The sequence below is a fragment of the Paenibacillus sp. CCS19 genome, assembly GCF_033239625.1.
Taxonomy (GTDB): domain Bacteria; phylum Bacillota; class Bacilli; order Paenibacillales; family Paenibacillaceae; genus Paenibacillus_T.
This window is the reverse complement of the sequence record NZ_BTCK01000075.1, coordinates 1-19754: the sequence shown is the minus strand read 5'-3', so window position 1 is coordinate 19754 and position 19754 is coordinate 1. Positions and strand designations below refer to the sequence as shown.

The 19754-nt window shown below is 51.6% G+C and carries 15 protein-coding genes; all 15 read right to left on the bottom strand.

All coding sequences use genetic code 11. The features are described from left to right. Nucleotides 1-738 precede the first annotated feature (738 nt). Nucleotides 739-1182, bottom strand: coding sequence for a dUTP diphosphatase (gene dut / locus SBI19_RS28455; RefSeq protein WP_317972911.1), 444 nt, complete (start codon nt 1180-1182; stop codon nt 739-741). Beyond that, nucleotides 1163-2428, bottom strand: a complete 1266-nt coding sequence (locus tag SBI19_RS28450; protein WP_317972910.1) for a M16 family metallopeptidase — start codon at nt 2426-2428, stop codon at nt 1163-1165. Before SBI19_RS28450 ends, dut begins: the two co-directional genes overlap by 20 nt. A gap of 119 nt (nt 2429-2547) precedes the next feature. Further along, a complete protein-coding gene (locus tag SBI19_RS28445; protein ID WP_317972909.1) occupies nt 2548-3528 on the bottom strand; it encodes a polysaccharide deacetylase family protein in 981 nt (326 codons plus the stop codon). Nucleotides 3529-3731: 203 nt separating this feature from the next. Continuing rightward, nucleotides 3732-5837, bottom strand: a complete 2106-nt coding sequence (gene pnp / locus SBI19_RS28440; protein ID WP_317972908.1) for a polyribonucleotide nucleotidyltransferase — start codon at nt 5835-5837, stop codon at nt 3732-3734. A 137-nt stretch (nt 5838-5974) separates the two neighbouring features. Beyond that, nucleotides 5975-6244, bottom strand: coding sequence for a 30S ribosomal protein S15 (gene rpsO, locus SBI19_RS28435; protein WP_317972907.1), 270 nt, complete (start codon nt 6242-6244; stop codon nt 5975-5977). Nucleotides 6245-6428: 184 nt separating this feature from the next. Then, on the bottom strand, nt 6429-7415 hold the full coding sequence (locus SBI19_RS28430; protein ID WP_317972906.1) for a bifunctional riboflavin kinase/FAD synthetase: 987 nt from the start codon (nt 7413-7415) through the stop codon (nt 6429-6431). Nucleotides 7416-7463: 48 nt separating this feature from the next. Then, a complete protein-coding gene (gene truB, locus SBI19_RS28425; RefSeq protein WP_317972905.1) occupies nt 7464-8372 on the bottom strand; it encodes a tRNA pseudouridine(55) synthase TruB in 909 nt (302 codons plus the stop codon). Next, nucleotides 8372-9379 carry a DHH family phosphoesterase gene (locus SBI19_RS28420; protein WP_317972904.1) on the bottom strand — a complete coding sequence of 336 codons (1008 nt, stop codon included), beginning with the start codon at nt 9377-9379 and terminating at the stop codon, nt 8372-8374. The genes truB and SBI19_RS28420 overlap by 1 nt, the downstream gene beginning before the upstream one ends. Further along, entirely contained in the window at nt 9376-9732 is a 357-nt protein-coding gene (gene rbfA / locus SBI19_RS28415; RefSeq protein WP_191202493.1) for a 30S ribosome-binding factor RbfA, read from the bottom strand. Before rbfA ends, SBI19_RS28420 begins: the two co-directional genes overlap by 4 nt. A gap of 7 nt (nt 9733-9739) precedes the next feature. Next, nucleotides 9740-12799: a translation initiation factor IF-2 gene (infB, locus tag SBI19_RS28410; protein WP_317972903.1), complete on the bottom strand. Its 3060-nt coding sequence runs from the start codon at nt 12797-12799 to the stop codon at nt 9740-9742. Further along, entirely contained in the window at nt 12771-13115 is a 345-nt protein-coding gene (locus SBI19_RS28405) for a YlxQ family RNA-binding protein (RefSeq protein WP_317972902.1), read from the bottom strand. The genes infB and SBI19_RS28405 overlap by 29 nt, the downstream gene beginning before the upstream one ends. Continuing rightward, the gene (rnpM, locus tag SBI19_RS28400) at nt 13108-13419 is read right to left on the bottom strand and encodes an RNase P modulator RnpM (protein ID WP_317972901.1); all 312 of its coding nucleotides are present in this window, start codon (nt 13417-13419) and stop codon (nt 13108-13110) included. The genes SBI19_RS28405 and rnpM overlap by 8 nt, the downstream gene beginning before the upstream one ends. A gap of 42 nt (nt 13420-13461) precedes the next feature. After that, nucleotides 13462-14562, bottom strand: a complete 1101-nt coding sequence (gene nusA / locus SBI19_RS28395) for a transcription termination factor NusA (protein WP_317972900.1) — start codon at nt 14560-14562, stop codon at nt 13462-13464. Nucleotides 14563-14599: 37 nt separating this feature from the next. Next, nucleotides 14600-15061, bottom strand: a complete 462-nt coding sequence (gene rimP, locus SBI19_RS28390) for a ribosome maturation factor RimP (protein ID WP_191202489.1) — start codon at nt 15059-15061, stop codon at nt 14600-14602. Nucleotides 15062-15284: 223 nt separating this feature from the next. Continuing rightward, nucleotides 15285-19607 (bottom strand): PolC-type DNA polymerase III, encoded by a 4323-nt coding sequence (locus SBI19_RS28385; protein ID WP_317972899.1) that lies wholly within the window; start codon nt 19605-19607, stop codon nt 15285-15287. Nucleotides 19608-19754 lie beyond the last annotated feature (147 nt).

Genomic DNA, 19754 nt, shown 5'->3' with positions numbered 1-19754 from the left:
TATTCGGCGTACTCACGTTATTCCTGCGTGTGCTCGCTTTCGTCCCTGCGGGACACGCTTTACTTTGGGCGCTCTCGCGGATATATCCCCTGCCCCTCTAGGGGGGACTTTTCACTAAACGAAACCATCACTTCATTCACCCACCCAAACCCTCCCTCTAGGGAGGGCCCCAAAGGGCATTGCCCTCTGGACTCCCGAAGGACTGTTCTAGGTACGTTGGATCGTCTGCCCGCTTTCGTCCTTGTCAGGACATGCTCTCATGCGAACTTATTCGGTAACGGACTCTTCTGGTGCACACTTATTCGGCGTACTCACGTTATTCCTGCGTGTGCTCGCTTTCGTCCCTGCGGGACACGCTTTACGTTCTCCCATATCGCTCTGATACCCAATCCCCTTCAAGGTGATTGGGTGGCAAACAGCAGTCAAACCCTTCGACTATTGCGCATTCTGTGTAACGGTTGTGAGAGAGCTTAATGAATGTGAATCAGGGGAATCTTTGATTCAACGGTTGCTATTACGCTTATTGGGGCGGTATTTGAGTGAAATATGCGTTTGAGGGATCGATAACGATTGTGGAAACCCTTAGCTTTCGAATCGGATTGATTACTTGAATATAGCCACTATGGCAACCGTTAAAGTCTTTAGAGTGACGACGAGCGGAGAGATACGTTTATAGGAACGAAAAAGACCTCAGCCTCCACTTAGTAGTGGAAGTTGAGGTCTTACGGTTGATTACTGTTATACGCCTGTGTGGCCGAAGCCGCCTGTACCGCGGATGGTGTCCGGGAGTTCGTGGCTTTCGGCGATGGTAACAACCGGGACGGTCTGGAACACCATCTGGGCGATGCGTTCGCCGCGCGTGATGACGAACGGCTCTTGACCGAGATTGATGAGCAGCACTTTCACTTCGCCGCGATAGTCTGCGTCGATCGTACCCGGCGAGTTCAAGCAGGTGATGCCGTGTTTGAACGCCAGGCCGCTGCGGGGACGGATCTGCGCTTCCAGCTGTTCAGGCATTGCCATGGCGAAGCCGGTCGGAATTAGCTTTCGTTCGCCTGGCGCGAGCGTTGTCGGCTCTGCTACTGCTGCATGCAGATCGAAGCCGGCAGCCGCTGCGGACATGCGCTCCGGAAGCTTGATATCCTCGTTGCCCGGCAATCGCTTAAACAGAACCTGAAACAAACTGATCCCTCCTGAGCTTCGCTGCTGCCTTATCGTTCGTTCCTACAACCGCCGTTGCAAATGGAACGCTGAGCAATTTCTTCGTCATATCCGCAATGTCAGCCATCGTAACGTCATCGATACGCTCGAGCATTTGATCCAGCGTATAATGTCTGCCGAGCATCAGCTCGTTTTTGCCGTTGCGGTTCATCCGACTGCTCGTGCTCTCCAAGCTTAGAATAAGGCTTCCCTTAAGCTGCTCCTTGCCGCGATGAAGCTCGGCCTCTGTCAGGCCTTTGACTGCCAATTCACCGAGGATATCCATTGTAATATTCAGGACATCAGCCGTTTGTTTCGGTGCTGTGCCAGCATAGATCGTGAACAATCCCGTATCGGCAAACGACGTATGATAGGAATAGACGGAATAAGCCAAGCCGCGCTTCTCGCGAATTTCTTGGAACAATCGAGAGCTCATGCCGCCGCCAAGCGCGTTATTGAGCAGCACCATCGCATATAAGTTCGGATCTGCAATCGAGCAGCCCGGGAATGAAATACAAATATGATTTTGTTCCGTCTGTTTCTTATGGAACAAGTAGCTTCCATTAAACGCTGGCGTATCAAGCGTCTCAGCCGCACCTTGGTTGCTGAAGCTGCCAAAATGCTTCTCCAGCAGCTCAATCAGGCTTTGTTCTTCAATGTTGCCCGCAACGCTAATGACGACGTTGTCGATGCGATATTGCCGCTGCATATAGCTGCGCAGATCGCTGCTCGTCATCGCCTGAAGTCGATCCTGAAGGCCGAGAATAGAGTATGCGAGCGGATGATCGCCATATGCGGCACGGGATGCGTCATCATGCACCTTATCGTCCGGCGTATCCTCATACATCGCAATCTCCTCGAGAATAACGTTCTTCTCTTTGGCGAGCTCTTCATCATCCAGCTGCGAATTAAAGAACATATCTGCCAGCGCATCCACCGCGATCGGCAAATGCTGATCAAGCACTTTGGCAAAATAGCACGTGTATTCCTTCGAGGTGAAGGCATTCACGTTGCCGCCGATGCCATCGAACACATCTGCGATATCTTTCGCAGTGAACCGCTCCGTTCCTTTGAACAACATGTGCTCAATAAAATGGGATATGCCATTATCTTGTGTATTCTCATGCCGCGAGCCTGTTTTGACCCAAATGCCAAAAGAAACCGATCTGCACGTTGGGATCGGCTCAACAATTACTCGCAGGCCATTGCTCAGTGAGTATTTCTTCACTTAGAGTCCTCCTTCGTTATGATGCAAGGTGAAACGTCTGTGCGCAGACGTGATTAAACGAGGAGCAGTGTCTCGCCGTTCAATAGATAGTAACACTATAACAAATTAAGTGACACCGCTCAACCGCCCGTGTCCGTTCGGCTTGGCGATAATGTTTCGCTGACGGTGCCAAGCTGATAACCCTTCGATTTAATGAGCTTGATCATAGCGGGAAGCGCGTCGCGCGTCGATGCGGTTGGATGCATGAGTATTAACGCACCTGGCGTAAGCTTGCTGCGAACGCGGCTCACGACTGTCGAAGCCGGGGGCTTCTGCCAATCGATCGTGTCAATCGTCCATAATACCGTTCGCAGCCCTTGTGAGTGCGCGATCGTCACCGTTTGACTGTTGAATGAGCCTGAAGGGGGCGCAAACCATCGATTATCATCCACGCCAAGCACGGATTTGAGCAGCCCTTCCGTCTTCGCAATTTGCTGATACTGCGCATCTCGGCTTAGATTTCGCATATCCGGATGGTTGTAGGCGTGGTTCGATAGTTCATGTCCCGCCGCTTGAATCTTCTTCGCGAGGTCAGGATTTTTCTTAAGCCAAGTGCCGTCGAGGAAAAAAGTCGCTTTCACCTTCTCCTGCTCCAGCGTCTTGAGAATCGGTTCAAGAAACTCATTGCCCCACGCTACATTAATCATTAGCGATACCATCTGTTTATTCGGATTGCCGCGATAAATCGGCTGTGCGCCTAGATCATTCAAGCCGACAGCAGGCGCTGTCTCCTTATAGATTAGCTTGAGCGGCGCTCCTGCGTCGTTGCTTACATTCGCCGCATATGTCCGATCAACATCGACCTCCAAGCCGTTATAGCCGGGAATCGCTTTCCATACGCGGTCAATCTTCGCATCGATCGGTTTAATATTCCGTTTCTCCGCCTCGCTGCGGATATCTTGCAGAAGCCGTTCATTCGTCTGGTCGCTGTAAGCTGGTGAAGAATGATTGTCTGCGCTGCGCATCGCTTGTATGTAATCATTGAAGGGGCCATTAAGCTTGGCCAGAGCTACAATGGCAAGTACGCACCCTGCCATCGCCGCAGCTTTGCCGTACTTCATCCGAACTCCCACCTTTCCTATGCTCACAATGTATGAGAATAGGGACGAGATTATGCGGCGGTTGTCCAATCAACATGTAGGAAGCGGTTTTCTTGAAATCAAAAAAAGAGACAGATCAAATCTGGCTCTTGTCTTATTGCCTATTTACTTAATATAAGGACGCTGCGTGAGTTCGGCTAGGCCTTGAACCGCACGCAGACGTGTTATTGCGAAGAAACTTCCGATTCTTGTGTCAATACAGCCTTGCGCGACAGATTGATGCGGCCTTGTTGATCGATCTCCGTTACTTTAACCGTAATTTGATCGCCAATTTTCAGCACGTCTTCGATCTTCGCAATGCGCTCTGTCGATACTTGCGAGATATGAACAAGACCGTCCTTGTTCGGCAGGATTTCAACGAATGCACCGAATTTCTCAATACGTTTAACGGTACCGAGGTAAATTTCGCCAACAACGACTTCGCGAACGATGCCTTCGATGATCGAGCGAGCTTTTTGGTTCATTTCTTCATTAGAAGAAGCGATGTAAACCATACCATCCTGCTCGATGTCGATTTTGACACCCGTCTCTTCGATGATTTTGTTGATGATTTTGCCGCCTGCGCCAATAACATCACGGATCTTGTCCGGATTAATGCGAAGCGTCATAATTTTCGGTGCGTATTTGGACAAGTTCTTACGCGGCTCATTGATTACTTCAAGCATTTTGCCAAGGATGTGCATACGTCCTTCACGTGCTTGATCAAGCGCCTGCGTCAGAATCGCACGGTCGATACCGTCGATCTTAATGTCCATCTGAATTGCCGTTACGCCAGCTGCCGTACCCGCAACCTTGAAGTCCATATCGCCGAGGTGATCTTCCATACCTTGAATGTCGGACAGGATCGAGAAGTGATCGCCGTCTTTGATCAGACCCATCGCGATGCCGGCTACCGGTGCTTTGATCGGAACGCCTGCATCCATCATTGCAAGCGTGCTCGCGCAAATACTTGCCTGCGATGTTGAACCGTTCGATTCGAGAACCTCGGATACGAGACGGATCGTATATGGGAATTCTGATTCTGGCGGAATAACTTTGGACAATGCACGTTCACCGAGAGCACCATGTCCAATTTCGCGGCGGCCTGGCGCACGAAGCGGACGAGCTTCACCCACGGAGAATGGCGGGAAGTTATAGTGATGCATGAAACGTTTGGACTCTTCAGGCGAGATGCCGTCAAGGATTTGCACGTCTCCAAGCGCACCAAGCGTACAAATGCTAAGCGCCTGTGTTTGACCACGCGTGAACAGACCCGAGCCGTGTGTACGCGGCAGCAAGGATGTATCGCATTCGATCGGACGAATCTCATCGAGCGCACGGCCGTCAGGACGAATTTTGTCATGCGTAATGAGTCGACGAACTTCTTCCTTAACGATGTCATACAGCACTTCTTTCACATCGTCCATGAAGTCTGGCGTCTCTGCATACACTTCGTTGAAGTGAGCGACCGTCTCCACGTTGATTGCATCGATCGCCTCTTGGCGAGCATGCTTCTCAGGAATGCGGATCGCTTCATTCAGACGTGCGGAAGCATAAGCACGAACGGCTTCATTAACTGCACTGTCAACGGCATGCAGCTTAACTTCCATTTTGTCTTTACCAGCGATTGATTGCAGCTCTTCGATCGTTGTAACGATGTTGCGAATCTCATCGTGACCGAACATGATTGCTTCGAGCATAACGCTCTCCGGCACTTCATTCGCTTCGGCTTCCACCATCATGATCGCGTCGCGCGTACCCGATACAACGACAAAAATGTCGCTTGCCGCTTCTTGTTCAACCGTTGGGTTGATAATGAATTGACCATCAATACGACCTACAACAACGCCGCCGATTGGACCATTGAACGGAACATCGGAGATCGACAGTGCAGCAGACGTACCGATCATTGCAGCGATTTCTGGCGAGCAATCTTGATCAACGCTCATAACGAGGTTAACGATCTGCACGTCATTACGGAAGCCTTCTGGGAACAGCGGGCGAATCGGACGGTCCGTCAGACGGCTAGACAAAATCGCTTTCTCGCTTGGACGACCTTCGCGTTTAATGAAACCGCCTGGAATTTTACCTACGGCATACAACTTCTCTTCATAGTTTACAGTCAATGGGAAGAAGTCGAGATCTTTCGGTTCCGAAGAAGCAGTTACCGTACAGAGTACAACTGTCTCGCCATAACGAACTGTTACTGCCGCGTTCGCTTGTTTAGCCAAACGGCCCGTTTCCAGCACGAGCGGACGTCCGCCCAATGTCATTTCCACTTTTTGCAGCATTGTATCCCTCCTGTCAGTGTTGCATGAATCTTGCACTCATGGCAAACTATTCTGATTTCTTTATCATTACAAAAAGCAACCTGCCGCATCCGCCCGTTTGTCGGACCGAAGAAAGGCTAGGTTGCTTTTTCCGATGCTTATCGGCGAAGGCCGAGTTTTTCGATCAATGCGCTGTAACGTCTAACGTCGTTGTTCTTCAGGTATGCCAGCAACTTACGGCGTTGACCTACCATCTTGAGCAAACCGCGGCGGGAGTGGTGGTCCTTCTTGTGCGTCCGCAGGTGGTTCGTCAAGTTAACGATGTTCTCCGTAAGGATAGCGACTTGAACTTCTGGGGATCCCGTATCGCTCGCGTGTTTCTTGTGCGTTTCGATGATCTCATTCTTGCGCTCTTGCGTGATTGCCATCCTAGTTCACCTCCTAATCAAATAATCGCCGTCAGCCTCGTCACCGCCGGTGAGAGCGTGCAACCAAGCTGAGGTTCCTGTGCTGTATCGACAGCGAAAACTGTCCATGTAGGCAGCAACGTGTTATAGTATAGCACAATTGTACGGCCCATGTAAACCGCCGTCGCTTGTGCATTCCATCACATTATAGGTTGCGGCTTACCGATGAAGCTTCGATCAACCCAAGTTCCGCAAGTTGTCTGGCTGCTTCGTCGCGATCGCGGCCGATCTGTGCGACCAATTCGTCGACACTTTCGAATTTGCGTTCCGGTCGAATGAATGAAATAAACCGAATCCGAATCGTCTGATCGTACAGGTCACCTGAAAATCCCATCAGATGTGCTTCAAGTACCGGCGCTGTCTCCCCGTCCTTGAATGTAGGCTTCATCCCATGATTGAGAACAGCCGGATAAACATGACCGCCAATCACCGCTTGTGCTGCATACACGCCAAGCCGCGGTGTGATATACGACTCCACAAGCCCGACATTGGCAGTCGGGAATCCAATCAATCGGCCTCGTGCATGACCATGTACAACAACGCCCTCAACTTCATAAGGTCGACCGAGCAGTTGTTCCGCAAGCACCATATTGCCTTCATCCAGCGCTTCGCGCACGTATGTGCTGCTTATCTTCTGACCTTGCAGCAGCAGCGGTTCGACAACCTCCGTCGTCATGCCGACTGCAAGCCCCAATGTGCCAAGCATCGCTGCATCACCAGCGCCACGGCTGCCGAACCGGAAGTCAAATCCGACGACGCTCTGACGAACGCCAAGCGGCGCAAGAACTTCAGAGACGAATCGTTCAGGCGAAATGCCTGCGAAGCTGTGGTCAAACTTCATAACGAACGCATAATCGACACCAAGCTCCGCGAATTGAGCCAGCTTGCTCTCAAGCGGTGTCAAACAGCTGACATACTGCTCGCCCTGCCCTAGAACAGACTTCGGGTGAGGATGAAAAGTCATCACGGCTGATTTCAGCCCTTGCTGGCGAGCGGCATCAACTGCGCGCTTGATTACGTTCTGATGTCCTTTGTGAACTCCGTCAAAATGGCCGATTGCAACAGACAGCTGCTCGCCTTTCGATGCTAACGGCAAATCGGATAACGGAAAACCGATGGAGATCAGTTCCATAGCTCAAACACCCGCAATCTATTGAAAATTCTGTTCGTTCGTTCCGTTCTAGTTAAACACCTTGACAGGAGACAACAGACGAGCCTCAGCATTCCATTCAAAGATGCCGAGAAACCGTTCCTCCTCATCATACAGTCGAACAGACTGTTTAGGTAAGAGTGAATTATCGATGATGAGTCGATGCGCGCCAATTTTTTGACCTTGAAGCGCATACGCTGCGGCATTCTGTTTGACGATCGCCTTCGGCATTTGGAACAGTGCGGCATCCGCAGTCATAAGGCGGGATTGCAGCATACCGTCTGCCTGCAAAGCGGCCACCTCTTCAAGCGTCAAACAGTGCTCCTTCGTGAAGCCTGCCGACATCGTACGTACAAGCTCAGCCATCGAAGCAGGCACACCAAGACGTTTGCCTATATCTACACATAATGTGCGGATATAAGTGCCCTTGGAGCAATGTACGTCAAACCGAATGCGCGGACGACTTGCATCCTGGTCGAATCCGAGCAGCGAAATGCTGTAGATCGTCACCTTCCGCGATTTGCGTTCGATCGTAACGCCTTGTCTAGCCAAGTCGTACAAACGTTGTCCACCGACTTTGACAGCCGAGTACATGGGCGGAACCTGATCGATCTCTCCAACGAAGGAAGCAAGCACCGAAGCCGCTTGCTCTTCCGTTACAGAAACCTCATCGACTTCTTCAATAGGTGTACCTGTCATATCTTCGGTATCAGTCGCCACGCCGAGCTGCAGCACCGCCTCATATGCCTTGGGCTGCTCCTGCAAATATTCAACGACACGCGTCGCACGACCAATGCAGAGCGGGAGTACGCCTGTTACTTGCGGATCGAGCGTACCTGCATGTCCAATACGCCGCTCTCGCGTAATGCCTCGCACCTTCGCTACAACGTCATGGCTTGTCCATCCAGCCGGCTTCCATACCGCCAATATGCCATCCATCAATTGCTCAACGCCTTTCTAATCGCCTCTACCACTTGCTCCATCGACTGATCAAGCGGTCCGACATGTTTGCATCCTGCAGCACGGACATGTCCGCCGCCGTCGAACGATTGGGCAATAGCAGCTACGTCGACGAGACCAGCCGAACGCAAGCTTACTTTCACCTGACCGTCCTTCAGCTCCTTGAACAGGATTCCCACTTCAACGCCATCAACATTTCGCGCATAGTTCACCAAGCCTTCAAGGTCTTCTGGCGCCGCGCCGGTGCTGGCGAGGTCATTCGCTTCTATGTATAGCCAACCAATGCGGTTATCTTCAGAGAATACTAATCGGCTTAGCCCGAGCTGAAGCAGCTTGAGCTGCGGCATCGTCATCCGTTCGAGCAAATAATCCGCAATCCAATGTCCGTTCACACCAAGTCCGAGGAGCTGTGAAGCCATCTCCATCACATGCGGTGTCGTATTCGAATATCGGAAGCCGCCCGTATCGGTTAACAAGCCGGTATATATTGCTGTTGCGGCCGGTACATCCGGCGTAATGCCTGCATGTCTTAATAAATCGAACAAGATCTCAACGGTTGCTGCCGCTTCCGGATGAATAATATTATGAACGCCGAAAGCGTCATTCGTCGGGTGATGATCGATATTAAGAAGCTGACAGTCCTCAGAAAAACAAGACGCCACCTCGCCGATACGCCGAAAATCGGCACAATCGACAGCAATGACGCGGTTGAACGTTCGATTCGGCTGTGACTTGCTGTAGTTGATGATTGTATCGCTAAGAGTTAGAAAATGAAGACGTGAAGGTACATCACCTTCATTGATTAACGTATATCGTTTGCCAAGCTTGTCGAGCAGCCATCCGACGACAACAGTCGAGCTGATTGCATCACCGTCAGGCTGCACGTGAGAGACGACCAGAAAGTCGTCTCCCTCATGCATAAACGTCAATGCTTGCTCAAGCAGAGCTGAATAGCTCTCCGAACTTAACATCGCCTGATTGGTCATACTTGTCGTTCTCCGCGGTTGATCTGTTCAAGCAGCGACTCAATGCGGCTGCCATACTCGATACTCGCATCAAACTTGAAGATGAGCTCTGGCGTATGGCGAAGACGCATCCGTTTGCCAAGCTCCGAACGAATGAAGCCTGTGCCGCGAGCAATTGCCTTTAGCGACTCTTCTTTCTGCTCTTCGCTTCCCAGCACGCTGAGATAAACTTTGGCTTGGGACAAATCGTTTGTCACTTCAACGCCAGTGACCGTAATGAATCCGATGCGCGGATCCTTTAATTCCGATTGAATAATTTGGCTCAGCTCTTTTTTAATTTGTTCGCCGACCCGGCCAACTCGGACTTTTGCCATTAAGCGATCACCTCTCTACCTTTTCCATCACGAAGGCTTCGATGATGTCCCCTTCAAGAATGTCGTTAAACTTGTCAAGCGAGATACCGCACTCGTAACCTTGCGCGACTTCTTTGACATCGTCCTTGAAACGCTTGAGCGATTCAATTTTGCCAGTGAAGATGACTTTGCCGCCGCGTGTAACACGCGCTTCCGCATTACGCTGCATTTTGCCATCAATGATCATGCTGCCGGCAATCGTGCCGACTTTGGTCACCTTAATTAGCATGCGCACTTCTGCATGGCCTATAACGACTTCTTTGAATACTGGATCCAGCATGCCCTTCATTGCGTGCTCGATTTCATCGATGACGTTATAAATAATGTTATGCAGACGAACATCGACCTTCTCATGCTCAGCTTGAGCAGCTGCTTGTGCTTCTGGACGAACGTTGAAGCCGATAACGATCGCATTCGATGCCGAAGCGAGGTTGATATCGGATTCCGTAATTGCGCCTGCGCCGCTGTGAATGACGCGAACGCGTACGCCTTCGATGTCGATCTTAGCCAGTGCGCCTTTGAGCGCCTCGACGGACCCCTGTACGTCACCTTTGATAATGACGTTAAGATCTTTGATCTCGCCGTCTTTGATATGTTGGAACAAATCATCAAGCGTAACGCGTGTCGTCGTCGTAAGCTCGGATTGACGAGCCTTCGTCATACGCGTTTCCGCAATTTGACGGGCTTTGCGCTCGTCCTCGTAAGCGAGGAACGGATCGCCTGCAAGAGGAACTTCCGTCAGACCGGTAATTTCGACCGGCGTAGAAGGTCCCACTTCTTTAAGACGACGGCCTTTATCGTTCACCATTGCGCGAACACGGCCGAAGCTGTTACCAGCAATAAAGGCATCGCCGACTTTGAGCGTACCGTGTTGAACGAGAATCCGTGCAACAGGGCCTTTACCTTTGTCGAGCTCTGCTTCAAGAACGGTACCGCGAGCGCGTTTGTTCGGGTTCGCTTTGTAGTCGTTCACTTCAGCAACAAGCAGAATCATCTCGAGCAGACCTTCGAGGTTGATCCGCTGTTTCGCGGACAGGTTGACGAAGATCGTATCGCCGCCCCATTCCTCTGGTACAAGGCCGTACTCGGTGAGCTCTTGCTTAATTTTATCCGGATTTGCTTCCGGTTTATCAATTTTGTTGACAGCAACGATAATCGGCACGCCTGCTGCCTTAGCATGGTTGACTGCTTCAACCGTCTGAGGCATAACGCCGTCGTCCGCTGCGACAACGATAATCGTAATATCCGTTACTTGTGCACCGCGGGCGCGCATGAGCGTGAACGCTTCGTGGCCTGGTGTATCAAGGAACGTGATTTTCTTACCGTGAACTTCGACTTGGTACGCGCCGATATGCTGCGTAATGCCGCCCGCTTCTCCGCCTGTTACATTCGTATGGCGAATTGCATCAAGCAGCGTCGTCTTACCATGGTCGACGTGACCCATGATCGTAACAACCGGTGGACGTGTTTCCAGATCTGCCTCGTCGTCAACCTCTTCGACTGTTTCGAATTGGTCTTCTTCGACGCGGATTTTCACTTCCACTTCCTCAACGCCCATCTCGGTTGCGATGAGTTGAATCGTATCGAGGTCAACCTCTTGGTTGATTGTAGCCATTACACCCATGAAGATCAGCTTCTTGATAACTTCGGAAGCGTCCTTATGGAGCAATTTCGCAAGCTCGCCAACTGTCATCGAACCGCGAACGATAATTTTCTTCGGCGTGTTGTCGATCTTCTCACGTGGAGGCTGGTTGTTGCTGCGGTTGTTTCTGCCGCCTTTGCCGCCGCGAGGTGAACGGAAACCGCCTTTGTTGTCATCATCGAAGCGTCTGCCGCCATTGTTGTTATTGTTGTGATTCTTTTGATTTCCTTTTCTCGAAGCCCAGTTGCTCGATGCGCCGCTGTTCTCAGAACGCGAGCTTTGGGATGGAGCGCTAGAAGCGCCTCCGCGAACGCCGCCACCTGGTGCGCCGCCGCCGCCAAATGCTGGACGGCTGCCGCCGCCTTGACCAGCTGGTCTGCCCTGGCCGCCGCCTTGGCCGCCACGGAATCCGCCGCCTTGGCCTCCTTGGCCGGCCGGTCTACCTTGACCGCCGCCTTGACCGCCTTGACCGCCGCGATATCCGCCGCCTTGGCCTCCTTGACCGCCTTGGCCTCCCTGACCGCGATATCCGCCGCCCTGTCCGCCTTGGCCTCCTTGACCGCCGCCTTGGCCGCGGTATCCACCGCCGCCTTGACCGCCTTGGCCGCCGCCTTGGCCACGGTATCCACCGCCGCCTTGACCGCCTTGACCGCCTTGACCGCCGCCTTGACCACGGTATCCACCGCCGCCTTGGCCTCCTTGACCGCCGCCTTGGCCACGGTATCCACCGCCGCCTTGGCCTCCTTGGCCGCCGCCTTGACCGCGATATCCACCGCCGCCTTGGCCTCCTTGGCCGCCGCCCTGGCCACGGTATCCGCCGCCGCCTTGACCTGGTCCACGGTTACCGCCTTGACCACCTTGGCCGCGATATCCGCCGCCTTGGCCTGGGCCACGATTGCCGCCTTGCGTACTATTCGATGTCTGTTGACTTGGAGCTTGCTGTTCAGTGCTGCGTTGTTCGTTGCTGCGCTGCTCCTGTTGTTCGCCTGCTTGGTTGGTTGTGTTCGTTGTCGTTTTAATAGAATTCATAGTCCCCTGTCTATCCTGTGAATGAATTTTGTTAGGATCCGATTGCGACTGCACTGCTGCTTGTTCAGCAGCAGGCGCCGGTTTTCGGTTGTCCTGGTGTTTCGGAGTTGCCGCAGCAGATACCGTAGCCGTCTCGGAGGCACGTTTTACAGCGGCATTTTGTTTAATATCGCGAAAGAATCCTTCAACCTTGGAGACCATATTGTTCTCCATGACACTCATATGATTATTCACCGGCAAATTAAGCCGCTTCAAAATTGTGATGATTTCTTTACTGCTCATGTTGAGCGATTTGGCATATTCGTATACGCGAAGCTTATCTTTATTGTTATCTTTGCTGTCCGGTTGTTTTGTCAATATGGTCCACCTCCGAATTTGAGCTTAACTGACCAATGATCATTCGGGCGAATCCTGCGTCGGTGACCGCCACCAGCACGCGGGCTTCCTTCCCGATCGCCTTGCCCAGTTCCACTCGATCGAACGCTTCGGCTAGTTTGACATTATAATAGCCGCACTTGTCACGATACTTCTTCTTCGTGTTGTCCGAAGCATCCCCCGCAACGATGACTAGATGTGCTTTGCCTTGCCTTATCGACTTCAGAACCGTATCGTCGCCGGTTACGAGCTTACCGGCCCTCATTGCCATACCCAAATGCGAGAGCGCCTTACTCATCGTCCTCTGCACGTTCCTTGCTGGCAATGAATTCATCCTCTACCGCTATGAAATCCTGCTCCAGTTGGTCGTAGATGACCGGCTCTACTTGCGCTTTCAACGCGCGATCGAACGCTCTGCTCTTCTTAGCCAGCCTGAAACAATCGACTTGTCCGCACAAGTAGGCGCCTCTGCCCGCCTTTTTCCCTGTCAGATCGATCAAGACATTTGCTTCAGGTGTCCGTACAACCCGAATGAGTTCCTTCTTAGGCATCATCCGTTGACAAGCAATACATTTGCGCAGCGGCACTTTTCTCGGTTTCACCGTGCTCCCCCCTCTCTGAAGCAAGCTCTATCTTGTGAACGCTTAGTCGATCGATACCGAATCCTGATGCATCGTATCGCTCTCAGGCGATTTCGGACGACCGAACTCCTGCTCGGCCTGCGTCTCGCTCTTAATATCGATCTTCCAGCCCGTCAGCTTAGCTGCTAGACGTGCGTTCTGACCCTTGATACCGATTGCGAGCGACAGTTGATAGTCAGGAACGATGACACGCGCCATTTTCTCCTGCTCGAATACGATAACTTCCAATACTTTGGACGGGCTGAGCGCATTCGCAACGTACTCATCGATATTCTCCGACCAGCGGACGATATCGATTTTCTCGCCTTTCAGCTCGTTGACGATCGTCTGTACGCGCATGCCCTTTGGGCCTACGCAGGAACCGACTGGATCAACTTCTGCATTGCGGGAATGAACCGCAATCTTGGAACGGAAGCCGGCTTCGCGTGCAACGGAACGAATCTCAACGACGCCGTCATAGATTTCCGGCACTTCAAGCTCGAACAGACGCTTAAGCAGGCCTGGGTGTGTACGGGACATAATAATTTGAGGTCCCTTCGTCGTGTTCTCAACCTTCGTGATATACGACTTCACACGGTCACCGTGCTTGAATTTGTCCGTTGGCATCAGTTCCGTCAGCGGAAGCACTGCTTCTACTTTGCCAAGGTCCACGAACAGATTGCGCGTATCCTGGCGTTGAACGATACCGTTCACGATATCTTCTTCCTTATCGATGAACGCGTTATAAATAAGACCGCGCTCAGCTTCGCGGATACGCTGCGTTACGACCTGTTTAGCGGTCTGCGCTGCAATCCGGCCAAAATCGCGCGGTGTTACTTCGATGTCAGCAATATCATCGATTGTGTAATGCGGATTAATCTCGCGAGCTGCTTCTACCGAAATTTCCATGCGAGGATCAAGCACCTCGTCAACAACCGTCTTGCGTGCGTAAACTTTGATAACGCCCGTCGTGCGGTTAATGTCAACGCGTACATTTTGTGCGGTGTTGAAATTACGCTTATAACTGGAAATGAGCGCAGCTTCGATGGCATCGATCAGGATGTCTTTGCTGATCCCTTTCTCTCGCTCGATCTCACCTAAAGCTTCAATAAACTCCATGCTCATTGCAATGAGCTCCCCCTTTCATACGATGACAGACGTGCTAGAATACGATAGCCAAACGGGCCGAAGCAACCTTGGCATACGGAATTTCGACGTTGCTCTGATTGACGCGCATCTTCACAAGCTCGCCGTCGAATGATTGCAGCAGTCCTTCGAATTCCTTGTGCCCTTTAATCGGCTCGTACGTGGTTACATAAATATGCTTGCCAACCGCTTTATGCACGTCTTCCGGTTTTTTGAGAGGACGCTCAGCACCAGGCGAAGAAACCTCTAGGAAATAGGCTTCCGTAATAGGGTCCTTCTCGTCGAGTTGCTCGCTCAAGTATTCGCTTACGCGACCGCACTCGTCGATATCGATGCCGCCCTCCTTATCGACAAATACGCGCAGGAAATAATTGCTGCCTTCCTTTACGTATTCAACGTCAACAAGCTCAAATCCGTTCTCGTCGATGAAGGGTTTAACCATGTCTTCGACGATTTGCTTAATTTTCGAATTGCTCAAATGATACGAACCTCCCGAATGTGACAATGGAAAAATGGCGAGACAAAACGTAAAGAGTGGGTTTCCCCACTCTTTGTCAGTCAGCCTATCCACATCTTTACCAGAAAAATTATAACATAACCATATGACAGGTGACAACCGCCTTGTTCGAGGTGTAGCGGCTGTAACCAATCGTTTAGCGGTACAGTGCGGTTCATTCCGGAGAAATCCGAGCTGCAGTCGTCTAGAACAGCGACAGCTGGTTCGATTCCGGCAGGCCGCGGAAACAACCCATGCCTGTCAGCACTTCTATGATTGTCTTCGTCGCCTTCGACTTCATCTGGAAGTCTTCGATCGATAGGAACTCGCCTTCTTCGCGCGCACCCGCAATATTGCGAGCAGCGTTCTCCCCGATACCGGCAATCGCCGAGAAAGGAGGGATAAGCGAAGTGCCGTCTACAATAAAGTTTGTCGCGTCCGAACGATACAGATCGATCGGCTTGAACGAGAAACCGCGGGATGTCATCTCGAGCGCCATTTCCAGCTGCGAAACACTATTCTTCTCTTTAGGCGTTGCATTGAAGCCTTTGTTCTCGATCTCTTCGAGCTTACGATAAATTGCCTCATACCCTTGGCAGAGCAGATCCAGATCGAAGTCCTCCGAGATCCGAACAGAAAAGTACGTTGCATAGAACTGGATCGGATAATAAAGCTTGAAGTATGCCGTTCTTACAGCCGATATGACGTATGCCGCGGCATGCGCCTTCGGGAACATGTATTCAATCTTCAAACAGGAGTCGATGTACCATTGCGGCACCTTGCAGTTCTTCATTTCCTCGATCCATTCCGGCGTCAACCCTCTGCCTTTACGCACGCTCTCCGTAATTTTGAACGCTAGGGCAGCATCCATTCCCGCCTTATAGATGAGGAACAACATAATCTCGTCACGACAACCGATTACGGTTTTGATCGTGCATGTATTGTTCTTAATCAATTCTTGCGCGTTGCCGAGCCATACACCCGTACCGTGCGACAGACCGGAAATTTGCAGCAAGTCGGCAAACGTGGATGGCTTCGTCTCTTCAAGCATCTGGCGAACGAACTTCGTTCCCATCTCGGGAACACCGTATGTCGCGACAGCCGATCGAATTTGCGAAGGCATAACGCCAAGCGCATCCGTCGAATTGAAGACACTCATAACTTTAGGATCGTTCATCGGAATCGTCGTTGGATCAACGCCCGTCAAATCCTGCAGCATCCGCATCATCGTTGGATCATCGTGTCCGAGAATATCGAGCTTGAGCAAGTTTTCTTCGAATGCGTGGTAGTCAAAGTGGGTCGTCTTCCATTCCGCATTGACATCGTCGGCTGGATACTGCACAGGAGTAACGTCCTCGACTTCGATGTAGTCAGGAACAACGACTATACCGCCAGGGTGCTGGCCGGTGCTTCGTTTGACGCCTGTACAACCCGAAGCGAGTCGGCTCAACTCAGCGCCACGCCATTTTTTGCCCTGTTCTTCTTCGTATTTCTTAGCAAAACCGTATGCCGTCTTCTCAGCGACCGTACCGATCGTACCTGCACGGAAAACGCATTTTTCACCGAACATGATCTTCGTATAGTTATGCGCAACCGGCTGATACACGCCCGAGAAGTTCAAGTCGATATCGGGAACCTTATCGCCTTTGAAGCCGAGGAACGTCTCGAACGGAATGTCCTGGCCTTCACCTTTCATCGGGGAGCCGCAATTCGGACACGATTTGTTCGGCAAGTCGAAGCCGCTCCGAATGCTGCCGTCGAGGAACCATTCACTATGCTTGCATTCCTTATTGGGACAGATATAATGCGGCGGCAGCGGATTAACTTCAGAGATACCAAGGAAGGTCGCGACGATCGAAGAACCTACGGATCCCCGTGAACCTACAAGATAACCGTCTTCATTCGATTTCTTAACCAGTCGTGCCGAAATCAAATAGTTGGCCGAGAAGCCGTACCCGATAATCGGTACAAGCTCTTTCTCAAGGCGCTGAACAATAACCTCTGGCAGCTCATCCCCGTACAGTGACTTCGCCGTTTCGTAGCAGGTCGTACGGATCTCTTCTTCCGCCCCTTCGATGATCGGTGTGAACAGCTTGCTCGGGAACATATCGAACTTCTCGAATCGATCGGCAAGCTCGTTCGTGTTGCGAACGACGACCTCGAACGCCTTCTCTTCTCCGAGGAAAGAGAATTCGCGAAGCATCTCATCTGTCGTGCGGAAATGCGCGTCCGGCTTGCGCATGCCTTTGAGCGGACTGAAGCCCGTAATCCCTTGAATCGTAATGTCGCGGAACACTTTGTCACGCGGGTTCAAGTAGTGCACGTTACCGGTTGCAATAACAAGCTTATTCAGCTTTGCGCCAATCCGGACAACGCGGCGAAGCGCCTCTTCGATTTCTGCGCGGCTGCCGACGAGACCTTTTTCAACAAGATGCATGTAGAAATCAACCGGCTGAATCTCCAGCACATCGTAGAATTGCGCGACTTCCTCCGCTTCTTCCTCCGTCTTGTTAAGTACCGTCTCGAAGAACTCGCCCTTCTCGCAGCCGGAAATGACGAGCAGACCTTCACGCAGCTCGGTCAGCTTGCTCTTCGGCATGCATGCCACTTTCTTGAAATGATTCGTGTGCGACATCGAAATCAACTTGAACAAGTTCTTCTTGCCAGTGCCGTTGAGTGCATAGACACCGCAGTGGAACGGACGGGTGTTCGATAGGTCGAGACCGACATAGTCATTCAGTTGATGCAGACTCGTAATGTTGCGTTCAGCACAGTCCTTCAGCAAACCGAACAATACGCCGCCGAGTGCGATCGAGTCGTCGATTGCGCGGTGATGGTTTTCGAGGCTGATTTTATATTTATCCGATAACGTGTTCAGCCTGTGGTTCTTCATTGTCGGATGAATGAAACGTGCAAGCTCCAGCGTATCGAGCACCGGATTCTTCACTTCAGGAAGCCCGATTGCCTTGCAGTTTGCTTGGATAAAGCCGATATCGAATCGCGCATTGTGCGCGACGAGCGCAGTATCACCAATAAACTCAATAAATTCGCGAAGCTTTGGTTCAAGCTCAGGCGCATCCGCTACCATCTCATCGTTGATGTTCGTCAACTGCTGGATATGGTAAGGAATTTTCTCATGCGGGTTGATGAAGGTCGAGAAGCGGTCGACTTCTTGACCGTTGCGCATCCGGACCCCTGCAAGCTCGATAATCTTGCAATTAATAATCGACAGACCCGTCGTCTCGATATCGAATACGATATATTCGCTGTCGAGCAGCGACTGTTCGCGGGGGTTGATAACCATCGGCACCGCGTCATTGACGACATTGGCTTCAACGCCATAAAGCACGTTAATGCCATGCTTCTTGGCAGCTTTCGCAGCCTCGGGAAAGCAGTGTACGTTGCTGTGGTCCGTTACCGCGATCGCCTTGTGCCCCCATTTGGCAGCCGTCTTCACGTAGTCGCTGATTGACGTTACCGCATCCATCGTGCTCATCGACGTGTGAAGATGGAACTCCACCCGCTTCTCTTTCGCCTCGTCCTTACGTTCCGCAGGCGCCTTCACCTCATGCAGATCGTTCGGCATCATGACGAGCTCCGGCTCCATCATGAAACGGTCATATTCTACACGGCCGCGTGCTTTGATCCACTTGCCGTTCGAGAGCTGGCTTAGAACCTTAACATCTTCCTTCGTCTTCGCGAACATCTTCATCGCAATCGAATCCGAGAAGTCGGTTACGTTAAAGGTGAACAGCGTGCTGCCGTTGCGCAGCTCCTTCACTTCAAGCCCGAACACCGTACCTTGTACAGCGATCTTCTTCTCTTCCTCGCGAATGTTCATGATCGGAACTGCTTCCTCACGGATATCATAGCCGACCGCAAGCGGTGGTACACCGTCATCTGCCGCATCGTCAAATGACTCTTCAGGAGGAGCGCTCACCATTAATTGCTGGAGTGCTTCCCGTTCTTCTTGCTCTACCTTACGTGCTAATTGCTCAAACGCCTCTTGCCGGCTCTCTTGTCTCTGTGCAGCTGTCAGCTTCACGCGTACCGTGCGCGCAAATCGTTCATCGTAAAAGCGTGAAACCGCCTCGTCGATTCCCTTCTTCTTAGCAAGCTCGAGCCCTGTCTGATCAAGCATTAAGACGCTCAAGGTATCGTCATTCGCTTCGATGCCTGCCCTAGCGAGCCAGCCGTTAACCGAAACCATCTCGCGTTGTGCGTATTCAACGAATAAAGGCCAATATTCCTGTGAAATAACGGATGTTGCGATTGCGTTATCGTAATGCATCACAATCGAAATTTCTGCAATATGAGATAGACGATCAGCGATTGTCCGCATGAACAAGGAGAACGTCGTCGTTGGAACTAAAGATGGCTTATGAATATGAAGCGTCCACTGTCGATTGGTTTCGCTGACTACTACCTTCTCGATATGTCCGTCTTGAAAATGAGCATGAATCATTTCTTCCGGCAGCTGCGCCTGACGCATGAGCAGCTCGAAACGCTGACGCTTATTAGAGTCCATAGCTAACGTCCTTTCCTAAAAGGATTATGGGGTGTTCCCCATGCCCCCTTTGTTGTGAGAGGATTTTTTTAAGGGGCTTCGCCCCTTTGAAACCCCTATTGAAACAAGCTTTATTCTAAAAACTTTCTCCACTCCCACCCAAACCTC